General features: G+C 69.0%; 21 protein-coding genes and 1 pseudogene. 9 read left to right on the forward strand and 13 right to left on the reverse strand.

Annotated features, from left to right (window positions below; genetic code table 11):
• The first annotated feature begins 37 nt into the window (after window positions 1–37).
• Window positions 38–1,030: an MASE1 domain-containing protein gene (locus tag H074_RS30000; protein WP_007033834.1), complete on the forward strand. Its 993-nt coding sequence runs from the start codon at window positions 38–40 to the stop codon at window positions 1,028–1,030.
• 3 nt (window positions 1,031–1,033) lie between these two features.
• Here H074_RS30000 and H074_RS30005 read toward each other — a convergent pair whose 3' ends face one another.
• The 7 genes from H074_RS30005 to H074_RS30035 form a co-directional block, all read right to left on the reverse strand.
• Window positions 1,034–2,089: an alpha/beta fold hydrolase gene (locus H074_RS30005; protein ID WP_007033835.1), complete on the reverse strand. Its 1,056-nt coding sequence runs from the start codon at window positions 2,087–2,089 to the stop codon at window positions 1,034–1,036.
• 117 nt (window positions 2,090–2,206) lie between these two features.
• Window positions 2,207–3,070: an SDR family oxidoreductase gene (locus tag H074_RS30010; protein WP_007033836.1), complete on the reverse strand. Its 864-nt coding sequence runs from the start codon at window positions 3,068–3,070 to the stop codon at window positions 2,207–2,209.
• 86 nt (window positions 3,071–3,156) lie between these two features.
• A complete protein-coding gene (locus tag H074_RS30015; RefSeq protein WP_007033837.1) occupies window positions 3,157–3,663 on the reverse strand; it encodes a GNAT family N-acetyltransferase in 507 nt (168 codons plus the stop codon).
• Between the two features lie 146 nt (window positions 3,664–3,809).
• Window positions 3,810–4,964: an acyl-CoA dehydrogenase family protein gene (locus H074_RS30020; RefSeq protein WP_007033838.1), complete on the reverse strand. Its 1,155-nt coding sequence runs from the start codon at window positions 4,962–4,964 to the stop codon at window positions 3,810–3,812.
• Entirely contained in the window at window positions 4,961–6,946 is a 1,986-nt protein-coding gene (locus H074_RS30025) for an ATP-binding protein (protein WP_007033839.1), read from the reverse strand. Before H074_RS30025 ends, H074_RS30020 begins: the two co-directional genes overlap by 4 nt.
• Window positions 6,947–6,948: 2 nt before the next feature.
• Window positions 6,949–8,562, reverse strand: a complete 1,614-nt coding sequence (locus H074_RS30030; RefSeq protein WP_007033840.1) for a carboxyl transferase domain-containing protein — start codon at window positions 8,560–8,562, stop codon at window positions 6,949–6,951.
• 151 nt (window positions 8,563–8,713) lie between these two features.
• Window positions 8,714–9,523 carry an SGNH/GDSL hydrolase family protein gene (locus H074_RS30035; protein ID WP_007033841.1) on the reverse strand — a complete coding sequence of 270 codons (810 nt, stop codon included), beginning with the start codon at window positions 9,521–9,523 and terminating at the stop codon, window positions 8,714–8,716.
• Window positions 9,524–9,674: 151 nt separating this feature from the next.
• Between H074_RS30035 and H074_RS30040 the strand changes: the two genes are divergently transcribed.
• Window positions 9,675–10,265 carry an SACE_7040 family transcriptional regulator gene (locus H074_RS30040; RefSeq protein ID WP_007033842.1) on the forward strand — a complete coding sequence of 197 codons (591 nt, stop codon included), beginning with the start codon at window positions 9,675–9,677 and terminating at the stop codon, window positions 10,263–10,265.
• Window positions 10,266–10,322: 57 nt separating this feature from the next.
• The gene (locus H074_RS30045; protein ID WP_007033843.1) at window positions 10,323–10,820 is read left to right on the forward strand and encodes a hypothetical protein; all 498 of its coding nucleotides are present in this window, start codon (window positions 10,323–10,325) and stop codon (window positions 10,818–10,820) included.
• A gap of 108 nt (window positions 10,821–10,928) precedes the next feature.
• Here H074_RS30045 and metX read toward each other — a convergent pair whose 3' ends face one another.
• From metX to H074_RS30060, 3 genes are all read right to left on the reverse strand, one after another.
• Window positions 10,929–12,050: a homoserine O-acetyltransferase MetX gene (gene metX, locus H074_RS30050; protein ID WP_007033844.1), complete on the reverse strand. Its 1,122-nt coding sequence runs from the start codon at window positions 12,048–12,050 to the stop codon at window positions 10,929–10,931.
• The gene (locus H074_RS30055; RefSeq protein WP_007033845.1) at window positions 12,047–13,348 is read right to left on the reverse strand and encodes a bifunctional o-acetylhomoserine/o-acetylserine sulfhydrylase; all 1,302 of its coding nucleotides are present in this window, start codon (window positions 13,346–13,348) and stop codon (window positions 12,047–12,049) included. Before H074_RS30055 ends, metX begins: the two co-directional genes overlap by 4 nt.
• Window positions 13,349–13,426: 78 nt before the next feature.
• A complete protein-coding gene (locus H074_RS30060; protein ID WP_007033846.1) occupies window positions 13,427–13,825 on the reverse strand; it encodes a glyoxalase superfamily protein in 399 nt (132 codons plus the stop codon).
• Window positions 13,826–13,882: 57 nt separating this feature from the next.
• Here H074_RS30060 and H074_RS30065 point away from each other — a divergent pair, with 57 nt between their 5' ends.
• From H074_RS30065 to H074_RS30070, 3 genes and pseudogenes are all read left to right on the forward strand, one after another.
• Window positions 13,883–14,242, forward strand: coding sequence for a PadR family transcriptional regulator (locus H074_RS30065; protein ID WP_007033847.1), 360 nt, complete (start codon window positions 13,883–13,885; stop codon window positions 14,240–14,242).
• An 83-nt stretch (window positions 14,243–14,325) separates the two neighbouring features.
• Window positions 14,326–14,553 (forward strand): annotated as a pseudogene (locus H074_RS41725) (VOC family protein); the annotation flags it as partial.
• A 158-nt stretch (window positions 14,554–14,711) separates the two neighbouring features.
• Complete coding sequence (locus H074_RS30070; RefSeq protein WP_039923678.1) at window positions 14,712–16,265, forward strand: PucR family transcriptional regulator; 1,554 nt, start codon at window positions 14,712–14,714, stop codon at window positions 16,263–16,265.
• A 127-nt stretch (window positions 16,266–16,392) separates the two neighbouring features.
• Here H074_RS30070 and H074_RS30075 read toward each other — a convergent pair whose 3' ends face one another.
• The 3 genes from H074_RS30075 to H074_RS30085 form a co-directional block, all read right to left on the reverse strand.
• A complete protein-coding gene (locus H074_RS30075) occupies window positions 16,393–16,620 on the reverse strand; it encodes a hypothetical protein (RefSeq protein ID WP_007033850.1) in 228 nt (75 codons plus the stop codon).
• A 196-nt stretch (window positions 16,621–16,816) separates the two neighbouring features.
• Window positions 16,817–17,158, reverse strand: a complete 342-nt coding sequence (locus H074_RS30080) for a pyridoxamine 5'-phosphate oxidase family protein (protein WP_007033851.1) — start codon at window positions 17,156–17,158, stop codon at window positions 16,817–16,819.
• Window positions 17,158–18,099 (reverse strand): zinc-binding dehydrogenase, encoded by a 942-nt coding sequence (locus H074_RS30085; protein WP_039923669.1) that lies wholly within the window; start codon window positions 18,097–18,099, stop codon window positions 17,158–17,160. Before H074_RS30085 ends, H074_RS30080 begins: the two co-directional genes overlap by 1 nt.
• Before the next feature lie 166 nt (window positions 18,100–18,265).
• On the opposite strand from H074_RS30085, the gene ald reads away from it, so the two are divergent.
• The 3 genes from ald (at window position 18,266) to H074_RS30100 (ending at window position 22,022) form a co-directional block, all read left to right on the forward strand.
• Window positions 18,266–19,381: an alanine dehydrogenase gene (gene ald / locus H074_RS30090; RefSeq protein ID WP_007033853.1), complete on the forward strand. Its 1,116-nt coding sequence runs from the start codon at window positions 18,266–18,268 to the stop codon at window positions 19,379–19,381.
• Window positions 19,382–19,974: 593 nt separating this feature from the next.
• Window positions 19,975–21,138, forward strand: a complete 1,164-nt coding sequence (locus H074_RS30095; RefSeq protein WP_007033854.1) for an ABC transporter ATP-binding protein — start codon at window positions 19,975–19,977, stop codon at window positions 21,136–21,138.
• Window positions 21,138–22,022, forward strand: coding sequence for an ABC-2 transporter permease (locus H074_RS30100; protein WP_007033855.1), 885 nt, complete (start codon window positions 21,138–21,140; stop codon window positions 22,020–22,022). Before H074_RS30095 ends, H074_RS30100 begins: the two co-directional genes overlap by 1 nt.
• Window positions 22,023–22,136 lie beyond the last annotated feature (114 nt).

The following is a 22,136-nucleotide window of genomic DNA, read 5'->3' on the forward strand; positions in this document are numbered from 1 at the left end:
CTCTAACCTCCCTTTGCCCGCCAAGGCCGGAGTCGCGATGAGACTCGCCGCTCGACAGCTTCCCCCTGCCGCACGCTGGTGTCTCATCGTCCTCGGTGTCACGGTCTGCTACTTCGCGACGGCCCGGATCGGGATCCAGTGGGCGATCGTGCGGGAGCAGATCTCGCCGCTGTGGCCCGCCGCGGGTGTCGCGCTGGCGGTGCCGATGCTGCTGGGACCGCGGTTCTGGCCGGGGATCTTCCTCGGCGCCCTCCTGACGAACATCGCCCTCGGCCCCTCCCTGGTCACGGTCATGGTGATCACCGCGGGGAACACGATCGGCCCGATGCTGGCGTACGCGGTGATGCGGCGGCTGGGTTTCCGCACTCGGCTCGACCGGCTTCCCGACGCCGTCCTCCTGGTGGCGGTCGGGGCGATCGGGAGCACGGCCGTCAGCGCCACGCTGGGCACCGGCGTGCTGGTCCTCGGGGACGGGCTGAGTCCCGGGGACTTCTGGGCGACCGCGCTCGTGTGGTGGACCGGCGACGCGATAGGCGTCCTGACGGTCACACCTCTGCTGCTCCTGGCGCCGAGGTTCCGCATGCCCAAGCGGGTTCCGCTCGGCCGCTGGGGCGAGGCGGTTGCGCTCGCGCTCATCGGTCTCGGCACGGCGGTCCTCGCGTCCACGGCGACGGCGAAGCTGTTCCTGATCTTCCCCGTGCTCATCTGGGCGGCGCTGCGCTTCCGGCAAGCCGGGGCGTTGCTGTGTTCCCTGTGCGTCTGCACCTTCACGATCGTCGCCGCGGCCCGCGGGCTGGGCCCGTACGGTTCCTACGAGCTGGCGGCCAGGATGCTGCACGTCCAGGCCTACGCCGCCACCGTCGGCCTCACCGCGCTGACGTTGTCCACGATCGTCCTGCAACGCGATCGCGCGACCGCCGAGATCACCGAGGCCTGGCTCCAGGTCACCGAAATGGTGGAGATGATCGCGCCACGCCAGTCCTTGCGCAGCGCCATCACCCAGCGCGAGGACGACGAACTCGCCGGCTGAGGCTCAGGCGGCCTGTTCGTCGAGGAACCGGTCGAGGTAGCGCCACGTGGTCCCGCGTGCCTTCCGGCCGGTGAGGACGCCCAGGTGCCCGCCGGGCGCGGTCTCGAAGGTCACCGACGGCGAGTTGTCCAGCAGTTCGGTGAGCCGTTCGACGGCCGCGCGCGGGGCGATCGTGTCGTTCTGCCCGGCGATGACCAGCGTCGGCACCTTGACCCCGGACAGCGCGATGATGCGGCCGTTGAGGTCGACCGTGCCCTCGGCGAGGTCGTTGGCGCGGAAGAACCGGTGGTAGATCTGGCCGAACGTCCGCCCGGGGTAGGCGATCATGTTGTCCATGAAGTGGTCGACGGCCTCGATCTGCGCCAGGTAGTCCCGGTCGTCGAGATTCTTCAGGATGGCCAGCGGTTTGGTGATCTCCTTGCTGATCCCGGTCGCCCGGAAGACCCGGCTGACCAAATAGGACGGTGCCCCGCCGAGCACGCGGTAGATCGGGGTCAGCAGGTGGCCGCCGGTGAGATCCACCAGCGGGCGGAACGGGGCGATCAGCGGGATCGCGGTGAAGTCGAACGGCGACGCGATGGTCGCGATCGACGCGATCGGCAGATCGGGCTGGTCGGCGGTGGTCAGCAGGGAGAAGATCCCGCCGAGGCACCAGGCGACGACGTGCACGCCCTGGCCGCCGGAGTCCTCGCTGACCTTGCGGATCGCCCGCGGGAGCACCTCCTCGATCCAGTGCTCGATGCCGAGGCGCCGGTCGGAGAACGCGACGTTCCCGTAGTCGACCAGGTAGGTGTTGCGGCCGCCGTCGACCAGGTGCTCGGCGAGGCTGCAACCGCGGCGCAGGTCGAAGCACAGCGCGGGCGCGGCCAGCGGCGGCACCAGCAGCACCGGCGGGCCGGCCTGGGGGCCCTTGCCGTTCGTCAGCCGGTACAGCGAACGATTGGGGCCCTGGTCGATCAGGACGCGCGGCACCGGGCGAAGATCGGCGACACCTCCGTGCAGCACCTTCCCGACGACGTTCGACGCGGCGGCGGCGAGCCGTGCCGGCGGTGTGGCCATGGTGTGCCTCCTGAGGAATCAACGCGGTAAGACGTAATCTTGCCGCTTGCGGGCGCGCGACTCAACATCGCGGCCGCCTCAGGCCGTCCATTTCGGACAGTCGCTAGGCCGTACGAGTTAAGAATCGGTACTCTTGTCCGCCGCCGGGGCACTCCGCGCGGCACGCGACTCGTACTCCGCGCGAGCACTGGAATGCGTGGCGGAGGACAAAATCCTGTCGCCGCCGAGCGTGCGAACCAGCCCTTCGCCGAGACGGCGCGGAAGCAACCGTGTGATCCTGCCCATGGCGTCCAGCGACGCGGGAACGAAGACGTCGAACTTGGGACGGCGTAACGCATCGACAATGGCCTGCGCCACATCTTCGGGCCGCACCGATTTGAAGAACTTCGCCTCGCCGAGCCCGCTGGCCAGTTCCGTGCGCACCACCGCGGGCATCACGCAGGACACCAGCACGCCCGTCCCGCGCAATTCCAGATGCACCGATTCCGACAAACCGACGACGGCGTGTTTCGTCGCGCAGTAGGTGGCGGCGCCGGGGAATCCGGCCTTCCCCGCCATCGAGGCGATGTTGACGATGTGGCCGGTGCCACGCGGGCGCATCCGCTTCACGGCTTCCCTGGTGCCATGGATGACCGCGTGCAGGTTGATCTCGAGCAGCCTGCGGGTCGCCGCGTCGTCCTCCTCGTCGAGCGGCGCGAGCGGCATGATGCCCGCGTTGTTGATCAGCACGTCCATCGGGCCGACGCGCCGCTCGACCTCGTCGAGGAACTCGGTGAAGCCCTTCGTGTCGGTGACGTCGAGCGGCAATGCCTCGGCGCCCAGTTCGGCGGCGGTCTTCTCGGCGAGGACCTGGTCCAGGTCGCCGATGACCACCTTGGCGCCGAGCCGGGACAGCGCCGTCGCGGTACTGGCCCCGATGCCCTGCGCCGCTCCGGTGATCACGACGACCTTGCCCGCCAGGGAACGTTCACGCTTGGCCATGCTGGGCTCCTCTGCGACTTCGTTGTCCGGGGCACTGTTGGCGATGTGTCAACTATGGTGCACCGGAAGCCGCGAGGACGCCAGTCCTACGGGCGCTGCTCGAACACCTGCCCGATCCAGCCGTTGACGTCGAAGCGTTCCGTCGGCTTGAAGCCCTGGCTTTCGTAATAGCGCTGCAGGTCGCCGTCACCGCCCGCCCAGCAGTCGACCCGCACCAGCCCGATACCGCGTTCCCGTGCCTCGGCCAGCGCGAACTCGATGAGCCGCGAGCCGACCCGGTGACCGGTGAACCGGCGCGAGGTCAACAGCAGCCCGAGGTAGATCTCCGGCTCGTCGACCGGCGAGACATGCGGAAAGCGGTCACCGAGGATGGTCGCCCCGGCCGCCTGACCGTCGATCTCGGCGATGTACAGCCCCGACCCGTCGACCATCCCGCGGACCCGCTCGACCCGTTTCGGGATCGTGGACCACGGCTCGGTCCCCCACTGTCCTTCACTGCCGCGTCCGGCCAGCCACGCGACGGCCTCGTCGAACATGTCCAGCAAGGTTTGAAAGTCCCCAGAACCACCCTGGCGGATGATGAAATCGCTCATACCACCGTTCTACAACATCGTGGGCGCTCGCGGACTTTCTGTCGCGCTCGGACTGCGGTTGGTCCCCGGTCCGTGAAGGCCTCCTTGAGGGACCCAGGGTCCCTCAAGGAGGCCTTCACGGACTTGCGGGACAGTGCGCCGAAGTGTCAGGCGACGCCGAGGTGCCGCGCGATCAGCATCCGCTGCACCTCCGAGGTCCCCTCCCCGATCTCCAGGATCTTCGCGTCCCGGTAGAAGCGGCTCACCGGGAACTCGTTCATGAAGCCGTACCCGCCGAAGATCTGCGTCGCGTCGCGCGAGTTGTCCATGGCGGCGTTCGACGCGACGAGCTTCGCGATCGACGCCTCCTTCTTGAACGGCTCGCCGCGCAGCATCTTCGACGCCGCCGCGTAGTACGCCAGCCGCGCGGTGTGCGTGCGCACCTCCATGTCGGCGATCTTGAACTGGATCGCCTGATACTCCCCGATCTTGTGCCCGAACGCCTCGCGTTCCTTGACGTACCGCAGGCATTCGTCGACGCAGCCCTGTGCGAGCCCGACGCTCAGCGCGGCGATCGCGACCCGGCCTTCGTCCAAAATGGACAGAAACTGGGCGTAGCCGCGGCCGCGTTCGCCGACCAGGTTCTCCGCCGGGACACGGACGTCGTCGAACGAGAGCTCGTGCGTGTCCGAGCAGTTCCAGCCGACCTTCGAGTACTTCGGCGCGACGGCGAAGCCCGGGGTGCCGGACGGGACGATGATCGCCGAGATCTCCTTGCGCCCGTTCTCCTTCACGTCGGTGACGGCGGTGACCGTGACCAGTTTCGTGATGTCGGTGCCGGAGTTGGTGATGAACGACTTGCTGCCGTTGATCACCCAGGTGTCGCCGTCGAGTTTCGCGCGCGTGCGGGTGGCGCCGGCGTCCGAGCCGCCGCCGGGTTCGGTGAGCCCGAAGGCGCCGAGCGCGGTGCCTGCGCACAACTCCGGGAGCCACTTCTCCTTCTGTTCCTCGGTGCCGAAGCGGTAGATCGGCATGGCACCGAGGGAAACGCCCGCCTCGACGGTGATCGCGACCGAGGAATCGACGCGCGCCAATTCCTCCAGCGTCAGGCAGAGCGCGAAGTAGTCGCCGCCCATGCCGCCGTACTGTTCGGGGAAGGGCAGGCCGAACAGGCCCATGTCGGCCATCTTCGCGACGATCTCGTACGGGAATTCCTCCCGCTCGTAGAGGTCGCCGATGACCGGGGCGACCTCGGAGCGCGCGAATTCCTCGACCGTCTTGCGCAGCGCCTCGTACTCGTCATCCAGCCGAAAGTCGATCATTGCTCATCCTTTTGGGGTGTCACGACGGCTACCGTCTCGTCCAGCGCGACCTGTTGGCCCACCCGGACGGGGAGTTCGCTGACCACGCCGTCGATCGGCGCGGTGATCGTGTGCTCCATCTTCATCGCCTCGACGACCACGAGGGGGGTCCCGGCGCTCACCACGTCACCGGCGGCGGCCTTGACCACCAGCACGGTCCCGGGCATCGGGCTGGTCACCGGTCCGGCGCCACCCGCGGCACCGGCGGCCGAGCGCAGCCTTTCGCGCTCGCCGATCGCGAAGCTGTGACCGTCACGCGCGAGCCATACCGTCCTCCCGCTCCCGGCGGCGTGCCGGTAGCGGTGGAAACCGGTGGGATGCCGGACTTCCAGCAGATCGCCCTCGCGCCGCGCGGACATCCGGACCGGCTCGTCGCCGTCGACGCTGACGAGCGCGTTCGCCGGGGTCCCCTGCACTCGCACGACGGCTTCGGAACTTCCCGATTTCAACGCGAAGTCGATCCCGCCGGACGCGCCGAGCCGCCAGCCGTCCGGGACGTCCCACGGGTCGACGACGGCCCCTTGGGGCTGCAGGGAAAGCAACCTGTCGAGCGCCGCCGCCACGAAGAACTCCGGCGGCACCTCTTCGGAGACCAAAGTGGACAGTCTCCGGTCGACGAGGCCGGTGTCGAGCTTGCCGTCGCGGACGTCGCCGTCGGCGAGAAGCCCGCGCAGGAAGGCGACGTTGGTGCCGAGGCCGAGCAGCGCGGTGTCCGCGAGCGCCAGATCGAGCCGGTGCAACGCGGCCGCGCGGTCCGGGCCCCAGGCGATGACCTTGGCCAGCATCGGGTCGTAGTTCGAGCCGATGACCGCACCCTCGCTCATCCACGAGTCGACGCGGACGCCCTCGCCGGACGGTTCGTGGACCGCGAGCACGGTCCCGCCCGTCGGGATGAATCCGCGAGCGGGATCCTCGGCGTAGACGCGGGCTTCGACGGCGTGGCCGTCCAGCCGGACGTCGTCCTGCGACACGGTGAGCACGTCGCCGGCGGCGATCTTGACCTGCCATTCGACGAGATCGAGCCCGGTCACCAGTTCGGTCACCGGATGCTCGACCTGCAGACGCGTGTTCATCTCCATGAAGAAGAACTCGTCCGGCGCCTTGGCTGACACGATGAACTCGACCGTTCCCGCGCCGACGTAGCCGACCGAGCGCGCCGCCTCGACCGCGGACGCGCCCATCTTGGCGCGCGTGGCTTCGTCGAGGAGGACGGACGGCGCCTCTTCGATGATCTTCTGATGCCGCCGCTGCAGACTGCATTCGCGTTCACCGAGGTGGATCACGTTGCCGTGCGTGTCGGCGAGCACCTGGATCTCGATGTGGCGCGGTGTGGTGACGAACCGTTCCATGAGCAGCGTGTCGTCACCGAACGAGCCCTTGGCCTCGCGGCGGGCGGACTCGACCGCGGCGTCCAATTCGGACAGTTCGGTGACCAGCCGCATACCCTTGCCGCCACCACCGGCGGACGGCTTGAGAAGCAGCGGGAAACCGACCTTCTCCGCGGCGGCCGCGAAACCGCCCTCGGGAATATCCACATCGGAGGCTCCCGGCACCACGGGGACACCGGCCTTGGACACCGTCGCCTTGGCGCGGATCTTGTCGCCCATGGCGTCGATCGCCTCGACCGGCGGGCCGATGAAGACCAGCCCGGCCTCGGCGCAGGCGCGGGCGAATTCCGCGTTCTCCGCGAGGAAACCGTAACCGGGGTGGACCGCTTGCGCGCCCGTGTCGAGCGCCGCCTGGACGATCGCGGGAATGGACAGATAGCTTTTCGCCGCTTCGGCCGGGCCGATACGGACGGCGGTGTGCGCCTCCCGGACGTGCCGGGCGTCGGCGTCCGCGTCGCTGTACACCGCGACCGAGCGGATGCCGAGCCCTTGCAGCGAGCGGATCACGCGGACGGCGATCTCCCCGCGGTTGGCGACCAGAACCGTGTCGAACATGCTCACATCCGGAAAACGCCGTAGTTGACATCGGACAAAGGCGCGTTGGCCGTCGCGGACAGCGCGAGGCCGAGCACCGTGCGGGTGTCCGCCGGGTCGATCACGCCGTCGTCCCACAGCCGCGCCGTCGAGTAGTACGGGCTGCCCTGCGCCTCGTACTGGTCGCGGATCGGCTCCTTGAAGGCCTCTTCGTCCTCAGCGGACCATTCACCGCCGCGAGCCTCGATGGCGTCCCGGCGGACGGTGGACAGCACCGACGCCGCCTGCTCGCCGCCCATCACCGAGATCCGCGCGTTCGGCCACATCCACAGGAACCGCGGCGAGTACGCGCGGCCGCACATCGAGTAGTTGCCCGCGCCGAACGAGCCGCCGATGACGACGGTCAGCTTCGGGACGCGCGCGCAGGCCACCGCGGTGACCATCTTCGCGCCGTGCTTGGCGATGCCGCCCGCCTCGTAGGCCCTGCCGACCATGAAACCGGTGATGTTCTGCAGGAACAGCAGCGGGATCGAGCGTTTGTCGCACAGCTCGATGAAATGCGCGCCCTTCATCGCGGACTCGGCGAACAGGACGCCGTTGTTCGCGATGATGCCGACGGGGTGGCCGTGGATCCGGGCGAACCCGGTGACCAGCGTCGAGCCGTACTCCTTCTTGAACTCGCCGAACCGGCTGCCGTCGACGATCCTGGCGATGACCTCGCGGACGTCATAGGGCACACGCGGGTCGGTCGGGACGACGCCGTACAACTCGTTCGGGTCGGCGACCGGCGCCTCCGTCGGGAGGACGTCCCACGGGCGCGGCGTACGCGGCCCCAAAGTCGACACGATCGAGCGAACGATGCGCAGCGCGTCGGCGTCGTCTTCGGCCAGATGATCCGTGACGCCGGACTGGCGCGAGTGGACGTCGCCGCCGCCGAGTTCCTCGGCCGTGACGACCTCCCCTGTCGCGGCCTTCACCAGCGGCGGGCCACCGAGGAAGATGGTGCCCTGGTTACGCACGATCACCGCTTCGTCGCTCATCGCCGGGACGTACGCGCCACCAGCCGTGCAGGATCCGAGCACCGCGGCGATCTGCGGGATACCGCGCGCGGACATCGTGGCCTGGTTGTAGAAGATCCGGCCGAAGTGCTCACGATCCGGGAAGACCTCGTCCTGCCTCGGCAGGAACGCGCCGCCGGAGTCCACCAGGTAGACGCACGGCAGGTTGTTGTGCAGCGCGACCTCTTGCGCGCGCAGATGCTTCTTGACCGTCATCGGGTAGTACGTGCCGCCCTTGACCGTCGCGTCGTTGGCGACGATCACGCATTCGCGGCCGGAGACCCGCCCGATTCCGGTGATGATCCCGGCCGACGGCGCCTCGTCGTCGTACAGTCCGGTCGCGGCCAGCGGGGACAGCTCCAGGAACGGCGAACCCGGGTCGAGGAGGGTGTCGACCCGGTCGCGCGGCAGGAGTTTGCCCCGCTCGACGTGGCGGGTGCGGGATTTCTCCGGGCCCCCGAGCCGGGCCGCGGCGAGCCGCTTGCGCAGGTCCTCGACCAGCTCGGCATGGGAGGTGACGCTGCGGGCGTACTCGTCGCTGCCCGGATCGGCCGAAGTGCTCAGTACGGGTGTGTCCATGGCTCCTCGTCGCCAAGTTAGCCGTCGTTAACTCGTTCGGTCAGGTTAACGCCCACTAACCCACTCTGTCCACCGCACCCCGGAAGTACGTGAAGGCCCCCTTCCTGTACCTAGGCGCAAGGAAGGGGGCCTTCATGTACTTCGAGCGAGGTCAGCCGATCGCGGAGACCAGCGGGTTGTAGTAGCCGCCCCGCTGACCGGTGGCCGTCGGGTGGTACGAGTTCACGATCGGCCAGGTGAGGCTGTGCAGGTAGTCGTCGGCCGACGAGCAGATGTTGTGCCCGGCGAAGGCGCTCCGCACGTCGACGAACTTCGCACCGTGCGCGGAAGCGCGGGACGAGATCACCGACGCCAGCGTGTCGGAACCCGAGTTGATCGCGGTGCGCTTCGCGTCGCTCAGCCCGACCGAGCACGAACCCGGCACCGTGTAGAACTGCGGGTAACCGAGGACGACCAGCTTCGCGCTGGGCGCCTTCGCCTTGATCTTGCTGTAGACGTTGTCCAGCAGCCCGGGAAGCGTGTTGTTCACGTAGGTCTTCGCGGTGTTGACCCGGTTGATGCAGGTCTGGTCACCGCTGGTGGTGCAGGTGGTCATGACGTCGGCGAAGCCGGCGTCGTTGCCGCCGACCGAGACCGTCACCAGCGTCGCACTGGAGGTGACGTTCGCGATCTGGTTGAGGACGTCGCCGGTGCGCGCCCCCGAGCACGCGACGAACTTGAAGGTGGTCCCGGCGTGGGCGTTGGCCCACAGCTGGGGATAGGCGTTGGCACTGCGCATGCAGTCACCCGAGTTCCCGTAGCTGCCGGCACCGACGCCGGACGAGTACGAGTCACCGAGCGCCACATAGTTGGTCGCCGCTTGGGCGGTGCCCGCGAGACCGAAGGTGGCAAGGACAGCGACCCCCAGGGCCGCACCTAAACGAGTGAAGGAAAGAGCTTTGATCCGAGCAGGGACGGCCATGGTCACTCCTTCGTGACAAGTTAACGAGAGACAGCATTACCAGGTGGTAGCTCCACGCAAAAGGGTCATTTCCCCAGGTAACCCGCTTGGCTCAGGCTGGAAGTACGGCCACGTGTTAGCGCTCGCTAACACGCGGCCCTAATATGGCCAGATGCCGGCGAACCCCACCCCACTCGTGAACGGCGAGAAGGCGAACAGGCGCGAACAGATCATGGCCGCCGCCGCCGAGCTCTTCGCCCACCACGGTTTCCACGGCGTCGGCATCGACGACATCGGCGCGGCCGTCGGCATCTCCGGCCCGGCGCTGTACCGGCATTTCCGCAGCAAGGACGCCATCCTCGGGGAGATGCTGAACTCGATCAGCCGCTATCTCCTCGACGGCGGGACGGCCAGGGCGAGCCAGCGGGACGAGCCGGGCGAGGTTCTCGAAGCATTGGTGGATTTTCACGTCGAATTCGCGCTCGCGCATCCCGCGCTGATCACCGTCCAGGAACGCAACCTCGCCAATCTCACCGACAGTGATCGCAAACAGGTCCGCGCCCTGCAGCGCCAGTACGTCGAGGTCTGGGTGCGCGCGATCTGCGACGCCGTCCCCGGGATCGGCGAGCGGCAGGCTCGCTCGGCGGCGCACGCGGTCTTCGGGTTGATCAACTCGACGCCGTACAACCGCCATCTCGGTGACAGCGAACTGGCCGAGATGCTCTGCCGTCTCGCGCTGGGTGCACTGCACGCCGCCAAGTGACCACGACCGGGTTTCGGCCTATCCCCACTTTTCCGTCCTCTGGTGTTTGATAGGCACGTGGAGCCGGACAGGAGCGAGTACGAGCGGAGGCTCGTCGAAAAGGCGCAGCGTGCGCTCGTGGCGATCAGCCTCGGGGAGGACGCCGAAGCGCTCGACGAGCTCGCGCCGACCGCCGCCGAGCCGCAGGCCCGCTCCGACGAGACCAAAGAACTCGTGATGATGCTGTTCGGCGAATGCAGCGCCATGGTGTCGACCCTCGGCGACGGCGGCAGCGCGCCGGTCAAGGTGCAGGTGTTCGACGAGGACGGTGAAGAGGTCTCGATCGACCAGGCGGACCCGCCCGTGCGGACGGCCGTGCGCACGCTGCTGGCCGAGGTGCACGGCAACAGCGAGGCCGCGCAGGAACAGGTCGAGATCGCGCTCGCCAACGCCGCGCCGGACGAGGTCGACAGCCTGGTGCTGCAGGCGCTGCGCTGGACGATCCGGCTGTCGGCGGAATGCCTGGACCGGGACCTGCCGGTGGCACCCTGGATCTCGGACGCCGTGGCGGACTAGCCGGGCAGGTTGGTACGCCGGCGGGTGTCGCGAAAGCCACTTTCGCGACGTCTGATGTCCCGAAAGTGGCTTTCGCGACACCACGACTCTTCCGGCGCCGGATCCCCGCTAGCCGAGCAGGAGCTTCACCAGCCGCGCGATCTGCTCGGTCTCGATCAGGAACGAGTCGTGCCCGTAGGGCGACGCGATGACCGCGAACTCCGCCCCGGTGACCTCGACCGCGATGGCCTGCGACTGGTACAGCGGGTAGAGCCGGTCGCTGTCCACTCCGGCCGCGACCGTGCGCGCGGTGATCCGGCCGAGCGCGTTCGCCACACCGCCCCGGCCGCGGCCGACGTCGTGGGTGTTCATCGATTCGGTGAGCACCACGTAGCTGCCGGCGTCGAACCGGCGGGTCAGCTTTCCGGCGTGATGGTCCAAATAGGACTCGACCGCGAAGCGACCGCCGCGCAGTGGATCCTCACCGTCCTGATGACGACGGCCGAAGCGTTGTGCCAGTTCGGCTTCGCTGCGGTAGGTCGCATGCGCGATGCGGCGCGCGATGCCGAGGCCCGCGTCCGGGCCGCCGCCGGGGATGTCGTGGTAGTCACCGCCGTGCCAGCCCGGATCGGACCGGATGGCGTGCAGTTGCGGCGCGGCCCAGGCGATCTGGTCCGCCGACGCCTGCGCCGTCGATGCGAGGACGAGCAGCGCCGCGACCCGGTCCGGTCCGCTCACCGCCCATTCCAGCGCGCGCATCCCGCCCATGGAACCGCCGATCACCGCGGCCCACCGGCCGATGCCGAGCGCGTCGGCGAGGACGGTCTCGGCGGCCACCTGGTCCCGTACGGTCACGGCGGGAAACCTGCTGCCCCAAGGTTTTCCGTCCGGATGCGGCGAGGACGGGCCGGTCGAACCCTGGCAGCCGCCGAGCACGTTCGGGACCACGACGAAGAACGCGTCCGTGTCGATCGCCTTGCCCGGTCCGATCAGGCCGTCCCACCAGCCGGGGCTGACGTGGCCTTCCTCCGCGGGGCCGACGGCATGACTGTCCCCGGTCAGGGCGTGCTCGACGAGGATCGCGTTGGAGGCGCCGGGATTCAGCGTCCCCCAGGTCTCGTAGGCGAGCGTGAAGGGCAGCGTCCCGCCGGTTTCGAGTGCCTGGACACCGGAGACGAACCGGCGACGGCCGGGCGGATTTCCCTCCCGCCACGCACCGGTGACGGGAGGGAGATCGGAAGCCTGGGTCACAGAGCAGCCTTGGCCGCCCGGAATCCGGCCTCGAGGTCGGCCTTGAGGTCCTCGATCCCTTCCAGGCCGACGGCGAGCCGCACCAGACCCGGCGTGACACCGCTCGACAGCTGCTCCTCCGGCGTGAGCTGGCTGTGCGTCGTCGAGGCCGGGTGCACGATCAGGCTGCGCACGTCGCCGATGTTGACCAGCTGGCTGTGCAGTTCCGTACCGTCCACAAAGGCCCGTCCGGCTTCGGCACCGCCGTGCAGGTCGAACGACAGCACCGCGCCGGCCCCCTTCGGCAGGTATTTCTTCGCGGCCTCGTGGTACGGGCTCGACGGCAGCCCGGCGTAGTACACCTTCTCGACCTCGTCGCGCTGCTCCAGCCATTCGGCCAGTGCCTGCGCGTTCGACACGTGCCGCTCCAGGCGCAGCGAAAGCGTCTCGATCCCCTGCAGGATCAGGAAACTGTTCAGCGGCGCGATCGCGGCACCGGTGTCGCGCAGGATCTGGACGCGGGCCTTGGCGGCGTACGCGCCCGGGCCGAGGGCCTCCCAGTACTTGAGGCCGTGGTAGCTCGGGTCGGCCTCGTTGAAGCCCGGGAAACGCCCGGGGTCCTTGCCGAAGTCGAAGGTGCCGCCGTCGACCAGCACACCGGCGACCGTGGTGCCGTGGCCGCCGAGGTACTTGGTGGCCGAGTGGACCACGATGTCGGCACCGTGCTCGATCGGGCGGACGAGGTACGGGGTCGGCACGGTGTTGTCCACGATCAGCGGGACGCCGACCTCGTGCGCGGCGTCGGCGACCTTGCGGATGTCGAGGACGTTGCTGCCCGGGTTGGCCAGCGTCTCGGCGAAGAACAGCTTGGTGTTGGGCCGGACCGCGGCTTTCCACTGCTCGATGTCGTCCTGGTCCTCGACGAACGAGACCTCGATGCCGAGCTTCGGCAGCGTGTAGTGGAAGAGGTTGTAGGTGCCGCCGTAGAGCGCCGGGCTGGAGACGAAGTGGTCACCCGCGTTCGCGAGGTTGAGGATGGCCGCCGTCGTGGCCGCGGTCCCGGAGGCGAAGGCCAGCGCCGCGACACCGCCTTCGAGCGCGGCGAGCCGCTGCTCCAGCACGTCCTGCGTGGGATTGTTGATCCGTGTGTAGATGTTGCCCGGCTCGGCGAGACTGAAAAGGTCTGCGCCGTGCTGGCTGTCGCGGAACACGTACGAGGTGGTCTGGTAGATCGGGGTCGCCCGCGCGCCGGTGGCGGTGTCCGGCGCCGCACCCGCGTGGATCTGCTTGGTCTCGAACGACCATCCGTCCGCGCTCATCGCGATTCTCCTAGCGGTTCAAGGGGTTCGGCTGTTGCCACCGAAGCTAGCTCCGCCGAACGGAGCACCCAACCGCTCTCAGGACGTGGGATTCCGCTCCGAAAGGGCGAACCGGTTGCCCTCCGAATCGGTGAACATCGCCCACCACCCCCACGGCTGCTTCTCCGGGCGGGCCGGGAACTCGACGCCCTTCGCGGAAAGTTCCCGATAGGTCTTTTCGATGTCGTCGGCGTAGAAGAAAAAGTCGGCCGTCGGGAGTTCGTCGCGCACCTCGGGGTTCTTGGCGTACTCCGACATGGTGCTCAAGACGAGAGCCGTCATCCCATCGGCTGAAGTGACCTCGACCCACCGGCCCCCGTCGTCGCCGTAGGGCGCGTCGGTGGTGACCTCGAATCCGACGACCTCGCTCCAGAACTTCTTCGCCCGCGCCTGATCGCTCACCTCGACGACGATCTTGTGCACGCCTCGAATCGCCATTTCCCACCCCTTTGTATCCATGATGGATATAACGAGATCGGAGTGTATGCTCCCCGGATGGCCGACGGCAACCCACAGCTCACGCCCGCGGCGTTCCAGACCCTGCTGGCGCTCGCGAACGGCCGGGGCGGCCGCGCGCACGGGTACGCGATCATGGGTTTCGTCGACCAGGTGAGCGGCGGCACCGCTCAGCTCGGTCCCGGCACGCTGTACCGGACGCTGGCCCGGCTCGTCGCCGACGGCCTGGTCGAAGAGGCTCCGGACGCGAGCGAAGACCAGCCGCACGACTCGCGCCGCCGCTACTACCGGCTGACCTCGACCGGCCGGGACGTCGCCACCCGCGAGGCCGAGTTCTTGAGCAGGCTCGTCGCGGTGGCCGGACAGGCCGGGCTGCTGAAGCGGGCGGAGTCGGCGTGAGCCGGGCGCTCGGGCTCGTCCCGCATCTGTTCGTCAAGGACGTCGACGTGTCGCTTTCCTTCTACGGCAGGGCGTTCGGCGCCGTGGAGCTGTTCCGCAGCGTCCTGCCGAACGGTGTCGTGCTGTTCGTGGAACTCGCCGTCGGTGACGCGCGACTGCTGGTGAGCCAGGAGATCCCGCGGCTGGACGCGCTCGCGCCGTCGACCCTCGGTGGCACGCCGATGCTGCTGACCTTGGAGACCGAAGACCCCGACGACCTCGTGCGGCGCGCGGTGTTCGCGGGCGCCCGGGTGGAGGCGCCGGTCGAGGAGATGTTCTTCGGCGAACGCTACGGCCGGATCGTCGACCCCGACGGCCACCGCTGGGCGCTGACGACCAAAAGGAGCGGTTCACGCCCGAAGACATCGACGCGCGGACGCCACGCGAGGTCTGACGTGTGCGGCGGTCCCACCTGCTGGACAATCGCACCATGGTTTCGGTGCGCAGCGTCGTCGACCGGGTGGGGCCGACGCTGTTGCACGCCCTCCAGGTCCCCGAAGAGTCCCCCGCCGTCGGCGACGTCGTCATCGCCGAACCCGGCAACACCCTCGCCGCGGGGGACCTCGTCCTCGGCGTCGCGATCACCGAAACCCCGGACGCCGCGGAACTGGTCAAGCTCAGCGCGGCCAAGGGCGCCGCCGCCGTCCTGCTGAAACCCCCGCTCGCGGCGAAACCCTCGGTGAAACGGGCGGCGAAGTCGGCGGACATCGCGTTGATCGAAGTGCGCTCGGCGGCATCGTGGGCCCAGCTCGTCTGGCTGCTCAGGACGGTCCTCGACGCGCTGGCCGACGAGTCGGACGCACTCGAGGACGGCGGCGGCCCCGGTTCCGGCGACCTGTTCCGGCTCGCGGACGCCGTCGCTTCGGTGGTCGACGCGCCGGTGACCATCGAGGACACCAACTCACGGGTGCTCGCCTACTCCGCCCGGCAGGACCTGACCGACTCGGCCCGGGTGTCCACGATCATGGGCCGCCGCATTCCCGACGACGTGCTCGCGCGGTTCCGGTCGCGAGGGGTGTTCCGCGAGCTTTCCCGTGGGCGGCAGACGATCTTCGTGCCCGCGCAGCGCGACGGCACCCTGCCCCGGCTCATCGTGCCGATCAGGATGGGCGGCGAGCTGCTGGGGTCGATGTGGGCGGTCGTCGCGGGCCCGGTCTCCGACGAACGCGCGGCCGCGTTCGCCGACGCGGCACCCGTCGTCGCGCTGCACCTGCTGCGCCGCCGCGCGCACACCGATTCGCAACGCCGGGTCTCGGCCGAGCTCCTGCGTGCCGTGCTCGAAGGGAAGGCCAGCCCGCGCAAGGCGATCGCGGAACTCGACCTGTCCGAGGAGCCGCACCGCGTCGTCGTCATCGAGGTCTCCGGCGGTGACGGCCGCGACGACGAGGGCCTGCGGCTCGCCCTTCTCGAACGGATCTCGCAGGGCGTCGGCAGGCGGCCGGTGGCCACCGAACTCGGCGGCGTGCTCTACGCCGTCGTCCCGGACGGCGACGGCTGGGAAGAACTCCGGGCCGCGCTCGAAACCCTGCCGTCGTCGAGGAAGGGCGGGACACCGCGGGCCGCCGCCGGGTCGGCCTGCGAGATCGGCGAGCTCGCGACGTCACGACTCCAGGCCGACGAGGCGCTGGGCCTGCTTCGCGCGAAGCTCGTCCCTGGCCGCGTCGTGGTCTTCGACGAGGCGTGGACGGCCCTTTCGCTGCACCGCGGGGCGACGGCGGCGAGCACGGCGAAGGTCGCCGAGCTCGGCCCGCTCGGACTGCTGCGCGCGCACGACGAAGCCCACGAGAGCGGCTACGTCGACACGCTCTACCAATGGCTACGGCATCCCGGAGACCCGCGCGCGGCCGCGAAGGAACTCCGGATCCATCCCAACACCCTGCGGTACCGGATGCGGCGGCTCCTCGACCTCGTCCCGCTGGACCTCGACGATCCCGACGTCCGGCTGGCGTTGATCACACAACTCGTTTCCCTTCGCTGGAGCTGATCGGTATTCGACGGCAAACTGTTCATCGACGAACACTTTGTAGTGCGACAAAACTGTGCGCATACGTGGAGAAAGGGTCTTTCAAGACGTTTTCCGACCCGAAAGACCCTTTCCCGACATCCGGCGGCTAGTGCGCGCTGGCGCGATATCCGTCCTCAATGGTCTGCCGTACCGCGGCGAGAAGATCGGCACCGGGGTAAAGCGGCAAAAGAACACCGGGGCCACCGTCGACCCGCAACGCTGCTTCGTAGCCGTGTCCCGGGGTTTCGACCAGACCGACGATGACATCGGCCGGATTGCCTTCGGTGTCGACGGTGCGGACACGCCGCTCCCGCCGCCAGTCCTGATTTGTCATGCGGAACAGAATGGCAGCTTACCGGCCAGTAAGATCAACATCTTGACTCGATCGTGCTGCATTTACCGATCCGCAGGTTGCACGGCCGCGCCCACCCCCAGCGAACGCGGCCGTACCTCACACCCGATAACCGAGGTCTTCGGCGACGAATCGCTTCGGCACCATCCGGACCCAGACGGTCCCTTTCACCTCCGGATCATCGCGGGAGGTAAGAACGAAAACGCGCATCCCATTTGATCTCTTCAGGACCGAGATACCTGCTCAGCAGCCGCCGTCCACGAGGGACGTCGAACGGCAGCACCTCCGCCTCGCCGCGCGCGAGCACCTGCCGCACCAGACCGGTGCCGACGTCGCACACGTCGACGGTCACCGCGATCGACGGCGAATCGCGGACCAGACCGGCCAGCCGCGCCCACGGTCCGGTGAGGATCCAGAAGGCCTGTTTCTCCCAGAGATACCAGGTCGGGCGCACGGTCGGCCCAGCCGTGGCGACCCTGGCCGTCAGCGGACCGGCGAGGAATTCGTCGATGTCGAACATCAGACCTCGAGCAACGTCTTGCCGATCGCACGCCGCGACTGCATGACCGCGTGCGCGTCGGCCGCCCGCGCGAGCGGGAACCGTTGGCCGATCACGGGTTCCAGTCGTCCGGCGGCGGCTTCGGCGAGCGCGGACTCGGTGAACGCCCGCATCTCCGCCTGCCCGCCGAGGCCCCGGATCACCGTGACCCCGCGCGCGGCGGCGTCCTCTTCGGACACCTCCGTCCACGAACCACTCGACAGCCCGTAGATCAACATCCGGCCGCCGGGCTTCAGCAACCCGAACGACGTCGTCCCGATCTCGCCCCCGACCCCGTCGAACACGACGTCGACCTCGCCCGCCTTCGCCGCCCAGTCCGGTTCGCGGTAGTCGACCGCCAGATCGGCGCCGCCCTCCCGGACGTGCCCGGTCTTCGCCGGGCCACCCGCCGCACCGACGACCTCGGCGCCGGCGGCCTTGGCGAGCTGGACGACCAGCCCGCCGACGCCGCCCGCCGCGGCCTCCACCAGCACGCGCTCCCCAGGCCGGATCCGCGCGGCGGTCACCAGCGCGGTCGCCGTGCGACCGTCGGCGAGGATCGCCACCGCGGCGTCGAGGGCGAGGCCGTCCGGCACCTCGAAGACGGAATCGGCGGCGACCGCGACCCGTTCCGCGTATCCCCCGGAACCGCCGGTGGAGGTCACGACCCGGTTGCCGACCAGGTCGGGATCGACCCCGTCGCCGACCGCGCTGATCACGCCGCCGACGCCGTTGCCCGGGATCAGCGGCGGCTCGGCGCGGAACGGCCCGCCTCCGCCCGCGCGGAACTGCGTCTCGACGAACGTGATGTTGGCGAACGCCACCTCGACCAGGACCTGGCCCGCTGCGGGCACGGGATCCGGGGCATCGCCCGCGACGAGCACTTCGGGCCCGCCGAACTCTTTCAACCACACGGCTCTCATGTGACCCAAGGTGCAAGCTCCAGTCGGCTGGAGGTCAAGCGATTGTGCCCGGAAAACCATGATCGGTCCTCAACATTGTCGCGGGCGAATGATGACACCGCCGTCCGGGTGGCTCACCGTGAGTGGCAGCACCTTTGTTCGCAGACCCGCCGCCAGGAGGCATCCCGTGCGTATCGCCGTCCCCCGTGAGATCAAGAAGCATGAATACCGGGTGGCGCTCACCCCGGCGGGCGTGCACGAACTGACCGGGCGCGGCCACGACGTCTTCGTCGAGACCGGCGCCGGCCTCGGCTCGTCCATCACCGACGAGGAGTACCTCGCCGCGGGTGCGAAGATCCTCGCGACGGCGGAGGAGACCTGGTCCGAGGGCGAACTCGTGCTCAAGGTCAAGGAACCGATCGCCGAGGAGTACCCGCGGCTGCGCTCCGGCCAGGTGCTGTTCACCTACCTGCACATCGCCGCGGACCGCCCGCTGACCGACGCGCTGCTGGCCGCGGGCACCACCGCGATCGCGTACGAGACGGTGCAGACCCCGAACCGCGCGCTGCCGCTGCTCGCGCCGATGTCCGAGGTCGCCGGACGGCTGGCGCCGCAGGTGGGCGCGTTCTCCCTGATGAAGCCGAGCGGCGGCCGCGGCGTGCTGCCCGGCGGTATCCCCGGCGTCCACCCGGCGCGCGTGGTCGTGATCGGCGGCGGTGTCGCCGGCCTCAACGCGGCGCGGGTCGCGCTCGGCCTCGGCTCGGACGTCGAGATCCTCGACACCAACGTCGACCGGCTCCGCCAGATCGACAACGACTTCGGCGGCCGCATCCGCACGGTGACCTCGAACGCGCTGTCGGTCGAGCAGTCCGTGCTGGAGGCCGACATGGTCATCGGCGCGGTGCTCGTGCCCGGCGCGAAGGCGCCGAAGCTGGTCTCGAACGAGCTCGTTTCGCGGATGCGTCCCGGCAGCGTGCTGGTCGACATCGCGATCGACCAGGGCGGCTGCTTCGCCGACTCGCGGCCGACCACGCACGACGAGCCGACCTACAAGGTCCACGAGTCGGTGTTCTACTGCGTCGCGAACATGCCGGGCGCGGTGCCCCGGACGTCGACCTACGGCCTGACCAACGTCACGCTGCCCTACGCCGTCCAGCTGGCGGAGCTCGGCTGGCACAAGGCGCTGCAGGCGGACGCTTCGCTGGCGAAGGGCCTCAACACGCACGCGGGCGCCCTGACCAACGCCCCGGTCGCGGCCGCGCACGGCCTGCCCGCCACGGACCTGGCCGCCGTCCTGGCCTGACCCCACGCCACACTCCCACGCGAGGGACCTTTGCCACCCCAGTGCGAAGGTCCCTCGCTCCTTTTGCGCAAGGACCTTCACTTACCGCGGAGCCGGATCCTCACCTGGCCACGGCGCTCCGCGCCGTAGGCCCCCACCCCGCCAACCGGCGCCGACCGCACCGTGGGGGTCCGGGGGGCTCGGCCCCCGGGTGATACGACGAAGCCCCACCTTCGGGAAGGTGCGCAAGCACCGACCAAGGTGGGGCAAAGGGGCTGAGGGCGGCCCGCTCAACCAGCCTGGGGGTCACTGGGAGCGGGCCGCCTCCTACATCGTAGGTAATAAGTCGCCGTCGCGCTGCATGGGGTTGCCATGTCTTCCGAATTATTTCTTCACGAATCTCCGCCATGGTCGGTGATTTTCCATGCTTCATGCCGCATATCCGGTAGTCAGCGGCCATTCGGCGCAGTGGCGGGTGCACTGGAGGACGGAGCCGTCACCGTGCCGAACGTGACGAAGGTCGCTTTCGGCGGATTGCCCCCTTCCTCGGGTGCGAACCCACCCCGTGAGGCAGGATGTCGCGTGATCGGCCTTCGTCAACAAAAGGGGACGGTATGCACGACGGCAGTGGCCGCATCGCGGTGCAGAACCTGAGCAAGCAGTTCGGTGCGGTCAACGCGGTCCAGAATCTGAGCTTCACGGTGGAGCCCGGTTCGGTGACCGGCTTCCTGGGGCCCAACGGGGCCGGGAAGACCACGACGCTCCGGATGCTGCTCGGGCTGGTGACGCCCACGAACGGCACGGCGACCATCAACGGGCGCCCGCACGACCAGCTGGGGAATCCGGCTCGGGTCGTCGGTTCGGTGCTGGAGAACGAGGGTTTCCACCCGGGACGCACGGCGCGGAATCACCTGCGCGTGTACTCGGCGGCGATCGGGATGCCGGATCAGCGGGTGGACGAGGTTCTGGGGCTGGTCGGCCTTTCGTCGGCCGCGGACCGCAAGGCGGGCGGGTTCTCGCTCGGTATGCGGCAGCGGCTGGCGCTGGCGACGGCGTTGCTGGGGAACCCGCAGGTGCTGGTGCTGGACGAGCCGACGAACGGTCTCGACCCCGAGGGCATCCTGTGGCTGCGGAACTTCCTGCGCGCGTACGCGCGTGAGGGGCGCACGGTGCTGGTCTCGAGCCACCTTCTGAACGAGGTGGAGCAGACGATCGACCAGGTCGTGATCATCAGCCAGGGCATGACGCGCTACAACGGCTCGCTGGACCAGTTGCGCAAGAGCAACCAGTCCCGGGTGCTGGTGCAGTCGGCCGACGCGAGCGGTCTGGTGTCCGCGTTGCAGGAGGCGGGCATCACGCAGGTCTCGCCGATGCCGGACGGCCGTGTCGCGGTCTCCGGTGCGACGGTGCAGCAGATCGGTGACGTCTCCGCCAAGGCGAGCATCGCGGTCTACGGCATGCAGGAGGAGACGGCGGATCTGGAGCGGATGTTCTTCCAGCTGACACAGGGCCAGTACGCCGCGCCGCCGCCCGGTTTCCAGCAGGGCCCGCCGCCGGGCTACCAGGGTCCGCCTCCGGGTTATCAGGGCCCGCCGCCCGGATATCAGGGGCCGCCTCCCGGCTACGCGCCGCAGAACACGCCGCCGCCCGGTTTCGCGCCGCCGCAGCAGTTCCAGCAGCAGGGTCAGCCGCCGCAGCAACCGCAGTACCAGCAGGCGCCGCCTCAGCAGCAGGCGCAGCAGCAGGGCCAGAACGAGGGCTGGGGAGGCCAGGGCTGATGGGCAACCTGATCAAGGCGGAGTTCCGCAAGACGCTCACGCTCAAGGCGTGGTGGGCGCTGATGATCCCCGCGGTGGTCTTCGCCTTCGCGTTCGCCCTGTTCTGGGGCATGGTCACCAACGACTTCAGCGACTTCCTCGGCCGCTCGGACACTCGTGAACTGACCGAGGCGCTCGGCATCTCGACCGGCGAACTGCCCGTCGGCCTGCTCGCCCTCGGGCACGGCGTCAACATCGGCACGATGATCCCGATCATCTTCGGTGTCTTCGCCCTCGCCGGCGAGTACACGAAGAAGACGATCACCACGACGTTCCTCACCGCCCCGAACCGGGTTTCGGCGTTGAGCGCCAAGATGATCACTTACATCGCGTGGGGCGCGATCTACGGCGTGATCATCGTGGGCGCGGCGAGCCTCGGGACCGTGATCACGGTCGACAGCGCCCGCCTTCCCACTGCGGGGCAGTGGCTGGGCGTGCTCGGCGCGGGCGTCCTCGCGACGATCCTGGCGACACTGTTCGGCATCGGGGTCGGCGCGGTCTGGCGCAGCGTGGTCGGCAGCATCATCACGCTGACCATCTGGATGCTCGTCGTCGAGAACGTGCTGGTGTTCGTCATGTTCGGCGCCGCGGACATCACGTGGCTGGGCGGCGTCCTGCCGAACGGCACGGTCAACGGCATCGTGGGCGCCATCGGCGCGGAGGCGTTCGGCGCCGCCGGGGTGAAGGTGCCCGGCCTGCAGGACGAGACGGCGTGGGCACTGCAGTACGCAGCCGGTGCGCCCGGCGCGTTCTCGTGGTGGGCCTCGGCGCTCATCTTCTTCGGCTGGACGATGGTCTTCTTCCTCGCCGGCTGGGCCGTGAACCAGAAGAAGGACATCACTTGATTTCTTATCGCGCGCTGACGTAAACGTGCCGAAGGGGCGCCGGTCCGCTTCAACCTCAGGTTGGGCGGGAAGGCGCCCCTTCATCACGTTTACGTGGGCCTTCGGCCCGAAAGA

It is taken from the genome of Amycolatopsis decaplanina DSM 44594 (assembly GCF_000342005.1).
GTDB lineage: Bacteria > Actinomycetota > Actinomycetes > Mycobacteriales > Pseudonocardiaceae > Amycolatopsis > Amycolatopsis decaplanina.